The sequence below is a fragment of the Pseudomonas sp. CCI1.1 genome, assembly GCF_034348165.1.
Lineage (GTDB): Bacteria > Pseudomonadota > Gammaproteobacteria > Pseudomonadales > Pseudomonadaceae > Aquipseudomonas > Aquipseudomonas paracarnis.
Window position 1 is genome coordinate 6,753,921 of sequence record NZ_CP133780.1, and the last position, 11,467, is coordinate 6,765,387.

The window sequence follows — 11,467 nt, forward strand, 5'->3', positions numbered from 1 at the left end:
TTTTAGCGCCTTATGATCGAATTTTCGGAGTGATTCATGCAGCCTGAATTTTGGCAGGACCGCTGGGCGAGCAATCAGATCGGTTTCCATCAGCGCGAGGTCAATCCCTACTTGCAACGGCACTGGCCCGTGTTGGGGTTGCCCGAGGGGGCAAAGGTGCTGGTGCCGTTGTGTGGCAAGAGCCTGGACTTGGTATGGCTCGAGAGCCAGGGGTACCCGGTAATGGGCGTCGAGCTGTCGGAGCACGCGGTTGAGGCGTTCTTCAGTGAGCAGGGACTGGTGCCGCACGTCAGTCATAAGGGCGTCTTCAAGGTCTACCAGGCGGGCCAGATCGAACTGTGGTGTGGCGATTTCTTCAGCCTGGATGCGCAGGCGCTGGTCGGTTGCCGCGGCGTATATGATCGCGCCGCGTTGATTGCATTGCCTCCGCTGATGCGTGCGCAATACGCCGAGCACCTGAATGCCTTGCTGCCGTCCGGCTGCCAGGGGTTGCTGGTTACCCTCGATTACGACCAGGCGCAGAAAGCCGGCCCACCCTTTGCTGTCTCGGACGAGGAAGTGCAGGTGCTGCTAGCACCGCATTGGGCGTTGGAGCGGCTGGAGGAGCGAGACATCCTGGGGGAGAGCTGGAAGTTCGTGCAGGACGGAGTGACTCGCCTTGAAGAGCGTGCTTATCGGCTGACCAGGCTCTAAAAGGCCTTTTCCTTTTGTAGGCGCGAGCGGGGAAATCAGCAGGCACAAAAAAGGGGCGATTAGATCGCCCCTTGTCGAGTCATCCGGCTATCAGCCGCGGCGACGCAATGCGTCAATCCGCTCTTCCAGCGGCGGGTGGCTCATGAACAGGCGAGCCAGGCCCTGCTTGATGCCGCCGTTAATGCCGAAGGCGGTCAGGCTGTCGGGCATATGCACCGGCAGGCCCTGTTCAGAGCGCAAGCGTTGCAGCGCGCCGATCATTGCGCTGGTGCCCGCCAGGCGTGCGCCGGCTTCGTCGGCGCGGAACTCGCGTTTGCGCGAGAACCACATCACGATGGCGCTGGCCAGGAAGCCCAGGACCAACTCGGCGAAAATGGTCGCCACGAAGTAGGCAATGCCGCGGCCTTCTTCGTTCTTGAAGATGACCTTGTCGACGAAGTTGCCGATGATCCGCGCGAAGAACATCACGAAGGTGTTCACCACGCCCTGTACCAGCGCCAGGGTGACCATGTCGCCGTTGGCCACGTGACCGATCTCGTGGGCCAGCACCGCCTTGACTTCATCGGGCGAAAACCGCTCCAGCAGGCCCTGGCTCACGGCCACCAGCGCGTCGTTCTTGTTCCAGCCGGTCGCAAAGGCGTTGGCCTCATAAGCCGGAAAGATCCCCACTTCGGGCATTTTGATGCCGGCTTCTTGAGACAACTGTTCCACGGTTTGCATCAGCCATTGTTCATGGCGAGTGCGGGGTTGAGTGATGATCTGGGTGCTGGTGCTCATCTTCGCCATCCACTTGGAGATGAACAGCGAAAACAGCGAACCGGCAAAACCAAAGACCGCACAGAAAATCAGCAGCTGATTGAGGTTCAGATCAACCCCATTGGCCGCCATGAACCCGTTGAAGCCAAAAAGGCTCAGGGTGACGCTGGCAATCAGTACGACCGCCAGGTTAGTGGCCAAGAACAGCAGGATGCGCATCATGGTTGTAGAATTCTCCTCATGCTTAATATGTCGCTCACTGCGGGGTATATAAGGTGCGGCATGGGGTGATTCAACCGGGGGACTATTTCAAACTGTGTCCTACGCCTCGGGCGTAGGGCCTTGAAGGGATTTTCCGACCTGTATCGTCAGCCCTTATCAACCCGATACTACCTCGCCGCCCCGTGATTATAAGGGGTACGTCCTCGGCAGGGGCCAAATGAAGTACAACCGCAAGTAAGTGACGCAGAAGTGTTGCCAGATAATCGCTGTACGACCCCAAGTGAGTCGTACAGCGTCAATGGCCTTACTGGCGATAGGACTTCAGGAAGTTGCCGATGCGACCAATGGCCATTTCCAGGTCATCCACGCGTGGCAAGGTCACTACGCGGAAGTGATCCGGCCACGGCCAGTTGAAGGCGGTACCTTGCACGACCAGCAGTTTTTCCGACAGCAGCAGGTCGAGCACGAACTTCTCATCGTTGAGGATCGGGCAGACTTTCGGGTCGATCCGCGGGAACGCATAGAGCGCACCCATGGGCTTCACACAGCTCACGCCGGGGATAGCGTTGAGCAACTCCCAGGTGCGGTTACGCTGCTCCAGCAGGCGGCCTTGAGGCAAGACCAGGTCATTGATGCTCTGGTAGCCGCCGAGGGCGGTCTGGATCGCGTGCTGGCTAGGTACGTTGGCGCACAGGCGCATGTTGGCCAGCATGTCGATGCCTTCTATATAGCTTTGCGCATTGTGCTTGGGCCCGGAGATGGCGATCCAGCCGGAGCGGAAACCCGCCACGCGGTAGGACTTGGACAGGCCATTGAAGGTCAGGCACAGCAGGTCCGGGGCCAGGGAGGCGGTGCAGATATGCACGGCGTCATCATAGAGGATCTTGTCGTAGATCTCGTCGGAGAACACCACCAGGTTGTGCTGACGCGCCAGTTCCAGCATGCCCAGCAATACTTCCCTGGAGTACACGGCGCCGGTGGGGTTGTTCGGGTTGATGATCACCAGAGCCTTGGTGTTGGGAGTGATCTTGGCCTTGATGTCGGCCAGGTCCGGGAACCAGTCGGCGCCCTCATCACACAGGTAATGCACCGGGTGCCCGCCCGCCAAGGTCACGGCGGCGGTCCACAGCGGGTAATCCGGGGCTGGCACCAGGACTTCATCGCCGTTGTTGAGCAATGCCTGCATGGACATCACGATCAGCTCGGACACGCCGTTGCCCAGGTAGATGTCCTCGATGCCGACACCTTCGACCTGCTTCTGCTGGTAGTACTGCATCACCGCCTTGCGCGCGCTGAACAGGCCTTTGGAATCGCTGTAGCCCTGGGCGGTCGGCAGGTTGCGGATCACATCCTGGAGGATTTCGTCCGGCGCTTCGAAACCAAACGGCGCCGGGTTGCCAATGTTCAGCTTGAGGATGCGATGGCCTTCCTCTTCCAGGCGTTTGGCGTGCTTGAGCACCGGGCCGCGAATGTCATAGCAGACGTTGGCGAGCTTGTTCGATTTGCTGACCTGCATGGCGATGTGATCCTGAAAATGAACGATCCCGACGGCGTAGGCACTACCGTAGGGTGAAGCCTGCACGGCCCGCACCCATAAATACGTTTGAATGCCGATGGCGCGGGTGCCAGACTGGCGTTTTGAAGAGGCGCAATCATACGTGCCGTCTGATCCATGGAAAAGACACAGATCAGGGTTTTTCAGTTGCCGAGGTGTACCGATGGAAAAGTTGCAGAAAACTGTAGATGAATGGAAGGCGATGCTCGATCCGGAGCAGTACAACGTGTGCCGTCTCAAGGGTACCGAGCGACCGTTCAGCGGCAAGTACAACGCCACCAAGACCGACGGCGTCTACCACTGCATCTGCTGCAACGAGCCGCTGTTCGATTCCAAGGCCAAGTTTGATTCCGGCTGTGGCTGGCCCAGCTTCTATGAGCCGATTGCCGACAGCGCGATGGTCGAGATCCGCGATGTCAGCCACGGCATGATTCGTACTGAAGTCACCTGTGCCAAGTGTGACGCACACCTGGGGCATGTGTTCCCGGATGGTCCGCCGCCGACGGGCCTGCGCTACTGCATCAACTCGGTATGCCTGGAGCTGGTGCCGCGCTAGGCTTGCATGGTCCCTGCAGGAGCGAGCGTGCTCGCGAAGAACGTCAACGATAACGCGGGTTTTTCTGAATGAACGCGGCGCCTGATAGTTTTTCGCGAGCAAGCTCGCTCCTAAAATAAGGCTCTTTTTTCCTGACTGAGGCATTGCCATGAGCGACTCCCTGCTGAGCATCCCTTGCACCACCATAAAGGGTGAACAAAAGACCTTGGCCGATTTTGCCGGCAAGGCCATTTTGGTGGTCAACACCGCCAGCAAATGCGGCTTCACCCCGCAGTACAAGGGCCTTGAGCAGCTTTGGCAGCAATACAAGGACCAGGGCCTGGTGGTGCTCGGCTTTCCCTGCAACCAGTTCGGCAAGCAGGAACCGGGCAACGAAGGCGCGATATCCGAGTTCTGCGAGCTGAATTTCGGCGTCAGTTTTCCGCTGTTCAAGAAAATCGACGTCAATGGCAGCGATGCCCACCCGCTGTTCGTGCAGTTGAAAAAACAGGCCCCGGGACTACTGGGTTCCAAGAACATCAAGTGGAACTTCACCAAGTTCCTCATCGGCCGTGATGGCCAGCAGGTCAAGCGCTTTGCGCCAACCACCAAGCCCCAGGACTTGACCCAGGAGATCGAAGCCCTGCTCAAATGACCTAAGCATTGCGGGTACCCCTCAGAGGCTGATGGTCTTCGGTACCCACAGCTCCAGCAAGGCGTTGAGTTCTTCCCGGCGAAACGGCTTGGCCAGGTAATCGTTCATTCCCGCGGCCCGGCAACGCTCGCGTTCTTCGGCCATCGCGTTGGCGGTCAAGGCCACGATGGGCAAGTCCGGCCACCGCCCGCTGCGACGAATCTGTCGGCTGGCCTCATAGCCATCCATCACGGGCATGTTGCAGTCCATCAACACCATATCGAAGCGCTGATCCTCCAGCAGCTTGAGGGCTTCGCCACCGTGGGCCGCGACGATCACCTCGCACCCGAGCTTGCTGAGCATGCCCTTGGCCACCAGTTGGTTGACCGCGTTGTCCTCCACCAGCAGGATGCGCGCGCGGTGCGCAAGCGGTGCGGCTTCTATCTGCACCGGATCGAGGACCAGTTGCGCGTCGCTGCGCAGGTTGCGTTGCAGGATCTGGTACAGCGCGTTGCGGCTCAACGGGCGGGCTTGTTGCTGCAGCGGCGCCAGGGCCGCGACTTCAGCGCTGGGCAAAAAGTTGCCGTAGGCGGTGACCAGCAGAATCGGCGCGCTGATGCCCGGGCGCAAGCGGAACAGGCATTCAGGGCAGTCGGTGATCAACAGGTCGGGCGCCAGCCCGCTCAGATCATCGTCCTGGGAGTAGCAGCGCGGCGTCAGCCCCCAAGAGGGTAGCAGGGTGGTGAGCAGCTCCGTCAGCCCGCCGCCGGCGTTGGTGATGGCGATCACCTCGCCGGTGAGCGGTGCATAGCGTGTGGCAGGCAGATGCGCGGGCAGCGGGAGGTCGGCGCAGAACTGGCTGCCAAAGCCCACCTCCGAGCTGATACTCAAACGACCTTGCATGGCTTCGCACAGGTTATGGGTCAACGCCAGGCCCAATCCCGTTCCACCAAACTGGCGGGTGATGCCAGCGCCGGCCTGGGTGAATGGTTGGAAAATTTTCACTTGGGCTTCCTGAGCGATACCAATGCCGGTATCGCACACTTCGATGCTGACCCTGCCTGCCGAGGCGCGCAGGCGCACGTCGACGCGGCCAAAGCGGGTGAACTTCAAGGCATTGGAGAGCAAGTTGCTGACGATTTGCCGCACACGGGTTGGGTCGCCGATCACCTGGGCGGGAAATCGCGGGTCGATCAGGCAGGTCAACTCAACACTCGGCGCCGCGTTTTGCGACAGCAGGTTGGCGGTGTCCTCCACCAGGGAGCCCAGGTCGAACGGAATATGCTCCAGCTCCAGTTGCCCAGCGTCGAATTTGGACAGATCGAGGATATCGTTGAGCAACTCCACCAGCACTTTACCTGAGTCATGGGCAATGGACAGTTGCTGGCGCTGTTCGGCAGTCAGCGGGCTGTCCAGTGACAGGGCAATCATGCCCAGCAGCCCATTGAGTGGCGTGCGGATTTCATGGCTCATATTGGCCAGGAATGCCGCCCGCGCCTGGGCCATGCCCAACGCCGTCATTTTCGCTGCTTCCAGCTCATCGTTGGACTGGCTCAAGCGTTGGTTGCTGGCCTTGAGTTCAAGGGTGCGCGCCGAAACGATATTTTCCAGCTGCCCCAGGTACTCCGTGAGGCGGTCTTCGGCGTGGCGCCGTTGCTGGATCTCGGTTTCCATGTTTTCAAATTGCTGGTTAGCGACATTGACCAGCACGCCGATTTCATCGTGTTCATGCCCCGCGGGGCAATCCAGTCGCGCCTGTTTGCGTGTGCTCAGTTCGCGAATAATGCGCACCAGCGGTTGGGTGAGCATCACATAGAACAGGCCCAGCAAAATCCCGGTGAGCAGCAGGCTGCGGGCGAAGCCGTTGAGCAGGGTGATCTCGGCGCGATGCAGGAAACGGCTGCCAAAGGCATAGGTATCGACGTCCAGGCGTAGCACACCCAGGGAGTCGTTGGGCATATGGCTGAGAAACAGCCGGTCTTCAAACTGGCGATTGGCCCCAAACAGAAAATCGCTGACGGGCCGATAGTTGCTTTCTTTGCGCGGGCGGTTGACGTCGGCCAGCACCACGCCATTGTTGTCGATCAACTGCGCGCGGATGATGGCAGGGGAGTGCAGCAGGCCCAGGGTCAGTTCCTGGGCGAGTTCGGCATCGATGTTGTAGGCGATGCGTGACGCCGGGTTATGGCTGATTTCAATCAGTGAGCGTATTTCACGGTTGATGGATGCGTCTTCGCTGGCATAATCAATGCCGATTTGGATCAGGCTGAGCAAGGTTCCCAACACGAAACCGACCAGCACAGTCAATCTGGCTTGTTTATAAGACAAGCGGTGGGCGAACTTGATATCCATCGAGTGTTGAACCACTTAGCGTTTCCCTTCGCCCGGCAAGCATAGCTGAACATCCACAAGCTTTGGCTTGCCCGGCATGAATCGTTTGTTTGATGCAGCCCATGCAGTGTGCCGCAGGGTTGCCAATACGCCATCTTTTGCAAGAACTTGCCAGAGGAATAGCTGTGGATTCTCGATTGAATGCCTTTCTTGAGCGTGCCGATGCGGTGCTGGCTCGCCTGGAACCGTTGTTACCCGCACCGCGCCAAGCGATCGACTGGAACCAATGCCTCGCCGCCCGTTGGCAGCGCGAAGGCCGCAATGGCTTCCTGTTGCCGCTGGAGGTCAGCCTGGACATGCGCTTGTCGGACCTGATAGGTGTCGACAAGCAACGTGAACAACTGGCGCGCAACACCCAACAGTTCCTCGACGGTTTGCCCGCCAACCATGCGCTGTTGTGGGGTTCGCGTGGCACCGGCAAGTCTTCCATGGTCCGTGCCTTGCTCGCCCAGCACGCCAACGCGGGCCTGCGCTTGATCGAGATCGAGCGTGACCACCTGGCGGACCTGCCGCGGGTGGTCGAGCAACTGATCAAGCTACCACAACGCTTTATTTTGTTTTGCGATGACCTGTCGTTCGAGGCCGGCGAAGGTGACTATCGGGTGCTCAAGAGCGTGCTGGATGGCTCCCTGGAGCAGGCGCCGGAAAACGTGCTGCTGTATGCCACGTCCAACCGTCGCCATCTGGTGCCGGAAAACCAGAGCGACAATGACAACTGGAAACGCGTGGATGGCGAGTTGCACCCGAGCGAGGCGGTTGAAGACAAGATTGCCTTGTCGGATCGTTTTGGTTTGTGGTTGTCTTTCTACCCGTTTAGCCAGGAGCATTTCCTAGATGTGGTGGAGCACTGGATCGGTGAGCTGGCCAGCAAGGCCGGCTTGCAGTGGCAGCGCGATGAACAGCTTGATGTCCTCGCGGTACGCTGGGCCACTGGGCGCGGCAACCGCAATGGTCGGTGTGCCTATCAATTCGCCCGTTACTGGGTAGGTCTCAAATTGCTGGAACGTCAACCATGATCGATCTACAACAGGCCGGCAGCGGCCTTGATGGCTATGCCATGCTGTGCGCGCAACTGGAGTCGCTGTTGGCTGATGAACGCGATTTTATTGCCAACAGTGCGCAGTTTTCCGCGTTCCTGTTCAACCAGCTGGATGACTTGAACTGGGCGGGTTTTTACCTTAATCGCAATGAAGAGCTGGTGCTTGGGCCATTTCAGGGGCAAATCGCCTGTGTGCGCATTCCGTTCGGTCGTGGCGTGTGTGGTGCGGCTGCGGCAACGCGGCAAACCCAGCGCGTGGAAGATGTGCACGCATTCCCAGGCCATATTGCCTGCGACAGCGCTTCGAACAGTGAATTGGTGGTGCCCTTGGTCAAGGACGGTCAATTGATTGGCGTCCTTGACCTCGACAGCCCGTCCTTGGCCCGGTTTACCCCCCAGGACCAGGTGGGGATCGAGCGCTTGGCGGCGATTTTCCTGCGATTGACCGACTGCTGAAGCGGCGGGTGTTTATGCCGGTAGCGCAAGGAGCGCGTTTGCTCGTTCCTTGGTCTACCGGCTGTTGCACTTATTGGCCAGGCAGCTCATCCAGCTGAACCTGCAACATCTTTTCCAATTCCAGCATGAGTTGTTCCAGGGCCTTGATGCCGCTTTCGATCACCGCCCACTCCTCATTGCGAGAGCAGGTTTGCTCCAAGGCTTCGCATTGCCCCGCCAATGAGTGGGCTTGCACGATACGGGCCGCGCCTTTGATCTTGTGAGCTTGCTCGATGATTTCTGAGGGGGGCGCGTGTCGATCCAGCAGTTCGATAAGCAGCTGGCGGTCGTGAAGGCTGCTGCTCAGCAGTTCCTCCAGCAAGCGTCGACTCAAGTGGGGATCACCGCCGGTCAGCGCTTCCAGGCATTCGAGGTCCAGCCGTGGGTGCACGGCTTTAGGGACAATGTGTGTCAGTTGGCGCTCCAGCACGGTAAGGCTGATGGGCTTGAACAGGCAGTCATCCATGCCGGCTTGCACGCACCGTTGCCTTTCCTCTGGCTGGGCGTTGGCGGTAAAGCCCAGTACCACGCAGGGCACCAATTGCTCGCGCTGCTCATACTCACGGATTGAGCGACTCAGTTCATAGCCATTCATGATGGGCATATTGCAGTCGGCAATCACTAAGTCGAAATGCTCTTTACGCCAGGCCTGGAACCCCGCCGCACCGTGCTCGGCAGCGGTGAATTTATGGCCCAGGTAGCCCAGCTGCTGGCACATCAGCAGGCGGTTCGCCGGGTGATCGTCGACCACCAGTACATTAAGCATCAGTGCGGTAGCCGGCTTTTGCGGCGTTTGGTCACCTACCGGCTGGACCGCTTGCAAGCGGGGCATGCTCAGGTTGACGTGCACCTGGGTGCCCACCATGGGCACGCTGCTCAGGCTCAGTTGGCCGCCCATCATCGCGCACAGGCTGCGGCAGATCACCAGCCCCAGGCCCGCACCACTACGGGCCAGTTGCCCGGAATTGTCTGCTTGCGCAAAGGGTTCGAACAGGCGTAGTTGGTCCTCCCGACTGATGCCGATGCCGGTGTCTTCCACCACCAGTTTCAGCTCGATCTGCTCCGGTGCCTGGGTAGGCTGCAGTTCAACCTTGATCTTGACCTGTCCCTGTTCGGTGAACTTGATCGCGTTGCTCACAAGGTTCGAGAGCACCTGCTTGAAGCGCAGCGGGTCTATCAGCACCTCGATATCGTTAAGGTCGGGCTTGAACTCCAGCAGCAGGCTGAGGGTTTTTTGCCGTGCAAGACCGTCGAACACGCGCACCACTGATTCAATGACCTCCCGCAGGTTCACGCGCTCCGGCGCCAGGCTGAGGCGGCCCGACTCGATACGCGCGATGTCGAGGATGTCACCGATCAGTTCCAGCAGGTCTCTGGCCGAGTTGTACGCCACTTCGATTGCCGGACGGTCAAGATGCCCTTGATCGGCGCGCTTGAGCGTCAGTTCGAGCATGCCGATCACGGCAATCATAGACGTAGATTGTAGAAAAGCTACAATCCACTATCTATGAGGGTTTGGGACATTATGACAGAGCAAAAACCACTGCCTAGGGCGTTCTCTGACGTGTTTAGAGACGATGAGAGGATCAACGTTTATAGCTACATAAGATTTTCATCCAAAGCCCAAGCATTGGGCTTTGGCGAGGTTCGACAACTCGAACAAATCAGTCGATTTTTCGAGCAATATCCGATCGCTCGGCTTGTTGAGAAATTCGAGGATTTGGGAGTTTCGGCATTTAAAGGAAAAAATCTAAAATCGGGACAATTAGCTAAATTCGTTGAACGGATTAAGTCAAAAGAAATTTTGCCGAACTCTCTGCTTTTAGTTGAAAGTTTTGACAGAATTTCGAGAATGGGGGGTTATGACGCTCTTGAATTAATTATCTCAATCATTCAATCAGATTGTGCAATTTATACGCTGTTTGATAATCGACTTTATTCGAAACGAAAAAAAGATAGTAGCGTTGATATTAGTCTTATTCAAAATATTCTTGAACGTGCAAATGATGAAAGTAAAGCAAAATCAGAACGAATTTCTGACGCAAAAAAACGTAATAGAGACAAAGGAGAAAATGGCGGAATTATCACTAAACAATGTCCATTTTGGATCTCGTTTGTAGATGATAAATTCGTTCTTAATGAACATTCAAATGCTGTAAAGCAAATGACAGAATTATGTTATGAAATGGGATTTCAGTCAATTGCACAGCAGTTGAATAAAGAAAATCACGCAAGAAAATATACAAGCAGTACAGTCAGTAAGGTTTTGCATAAACACGCTATTTACGGCTCTTTTCTTGCTCTAAAACTTGACGAAAATGGAGTTAGAAACGTCTTTAACAAAGAGATAAAAAACTATTATCCTTCTGTAATTAGCGAAGCAGAATTTCATAGAATTAGTTCGAAACTTCAAGAGAGATTAGACCCTAAATTTTCGGGAAGAAAAGCGGAAGAGTTTCGAAATATTTTTCGAGGTATTGCGTACTGTAAATGTGGCTCAACACTTCGCTTTCACAAGCAGAAAAATCATTATATTGATTTAGTTTGTCACGCATCTACTGTTGATAATTGTGAGTTTGCAAAGGAGAAAAAAGGAACAAGATACAGATATGCATTGATTGAAATGCTTTTTATGATGTATCACAAGCAAATTCCGTTCGAGCAAATTATCGTAAAATCTGACGATATTAAATCGCTGGAAAAAGAGCAGAAAGAAAATGACGGGTCAATTATTGCGAAAGAAAAAGCGCTTGCCAATAACTTTTCAATTCTTGAAAAGTCGTCTGAAAATGCACAAAAATACATTTTGCAAAGAATTGACGAAGTGAGTTTTGAATTAGATGAGTTGAAAAAAATTCAACACGAACTATCACTGAAAATCAATAATCTACGACTGCAAGACTAAAACGTAATTCTACTAAACATTCATTAGCAGTTAATGGTTAAAATTACCTTAATGGCAACAACATATACGCATTTAAAACAATCGTAATATAATGATATTTATCTACGTGTATGGCGTATACCTTTATATATGGCATGTATTTACACACCCATTATTACATATATGTATATATAATACCTCTCTTTACCTTTATTATTAACTTTATGAAAAAAAGCAGTAGTGATGGTACCTTTACATATTAC

General features: G+C 55.7%; 10 protein-coding genes and 2 pseudogenes. 6 read left to right on the forward strand and 6 right to left on the reverse strand.

Annotated features, from left to right (window positions below):
• The first annotated feature begins 36 nt into the window (after positions 1-36).
• Complete coding sequence (locus RHM69_RS30900) at positions 37-693, forward strand: thiopurine S-methyltransferase (RefSeq protein ID WP_102666501.1); 657 nt, start codon at positions 37-39, stop codon at positions 691-693.
• Between the two features lie 90 nt (positions 694-783).
• Here the strand turns inward: RHM69_RS30900 and htpX are convergent, their stop codons facing one another.
• Together htpX and RHM69_RS30910 are read right to left on the reverse strand one after the other, a co-directional pair.
• Positions 784-1,671: a protease HtpX gene (gene htpX / locus RHM69_RS30905; protein WP_003189904.1), complete on the reverse strand. Its 888-nt coding sequence runs from the start codon at positions 1,669-1,671 to the stop codon at positions 784-786.
• A gap of 304 nt (positions 1,672-1,975) precedes the next feature.
• Positions 1,976-3,187 (reverse strand): pyridoxal phosphate-dependent aminotransferase, encoded by a 1,212-nt coding sequence (locus tag RHM69_RS30910; RefSeq protein WP_003209058.1) that lies wholly within the window; start codon positions 3,185-3,187, stop codon positions 1,976-1,978.
• Between the two features lie 202 nt (positions 3,188-3,389).
• Here RHM69_RS30910 and msrB point away from each other — a divergent pair, with 202 nt between their 5' ends.
• Together msrB and RHM69_RS30920 are read left to right on the forward strand one after the other, a co-directional pair.
• Complete coding sequence (msrB, locus tag RHM69_RS30915) at positions 3,390-3,782, forward strand: peptide-methionine (R)-S-oxide reductase MsrB (protein WP_014717680.1); 393 nt, start codon at positions 3,390-3,392, stop codon at positions 3,780-3,782.
• Positions 3,783-3,930: 148 nt separating this feature from the next.
• On the forward strand, positions 3,931-4,416 hold the full coding sequence (locus RHM69_RS30920) for a glutathione peroxidase (protein WP_014717681.1): 486 nt from the start codon (positions 3,931-3,933) through the stop codon (positions 4,414-4,416).
• Positions 4,417-4,437: 21 nt separating this feature from the next.
• On the opposite strand, the gene RHM69_RS31210 is transcribed toward RHM69_RS30920, so the two are convergent.
• From RHM69_RS31210 to RHM69_RS30925, 3 genes and pseudogenes are all read right to left on the reverse strand, one after another.
• A complete protein-coding gene (locus RHM69_RS31210) occupies positions 4,438-5,184 on the reverse strand; it encodes a response regulator (RefSeq protein ID WP_370712655.1) in 747 nt (248 codons plus the stop codon).
• A complete protein-coding gene (locus RHM69_RS31215; protein WP_370706063.1) occupies positions 5,084-5,308 on the reverse strand; it encodes a DUF2486 family protein in 225 nt (74 codons plus the stop codon). Before RHM69_RS31215 ends, RHM69_RS31210 begins: the two co-directional genes overlap by 101 nt.
• Positions 5,239-6,747 (reverse strand): annotated as a pseudogene (locus RHM69_RS30925) (ATP-binding protein); the annotation flags it as partial. The pseudogene RHM69_RS30925 and the gene RHM69_RS31215, both read right to left, overlap by 70 nt.
• Positions 6,748-6,911: 164 nt before the next feature.
• Here RHM69_RS30925 and RHM69_RS30930 point away from each other — a divergent pair.
• Positions 6,912-7,802: an ATP-binding protein gene (locus RHM69_RS30930; protein ID WP_019820351.1), complete on the forward strand. Its 891-nt coding sequence runs from the start codon at positions 6,912-6,914 to the stop codon at positions 7,800-7,802.
• A complete protein-coding gene (locus RHM69_RS30935; protein ID WP_014717684.1) occupies positions 7,799-8,281 on the forward strand; it encodes a GAF domain-containing protein in 483 nt (160 codons plus the stop codon). Before RHM69_RS30930 ends, RHM69_RS30935 begins: the two co-directional genes overlap by 4 nt.
• 70 nt (positions 8,282-8,351) lie before the next feature.
• Here the strand turns inward: RHM69_RS30935 and RHM69_RS30940 are convergent.
• Positions 8,352-9,797: pseudogene (locus RHM69_RS30940) on the reverse strand (ATP-binding protein); the annotation flags it as partial.
• A 48-nt stretch (positions 9,798-9,845) separates the two neighbouring features.
• On the opposite strand from RHM69_RS30940, the gene RHM69_RS30945 reads away from it, so the two are divergent.
• Positions 9,846-11,225, forward strand: a complete 1,380-nt coding sequence (locus RHM69_RS30945; RefSeq protein ID WP_322255444.1) for a recombinase family protein — start codon at positions 9,846-9,848, stop codon at positions 11,223-11,225.
• The last annotated feature ends 242 nt before the right edge of the window (positions 11,226-11,467 follow it).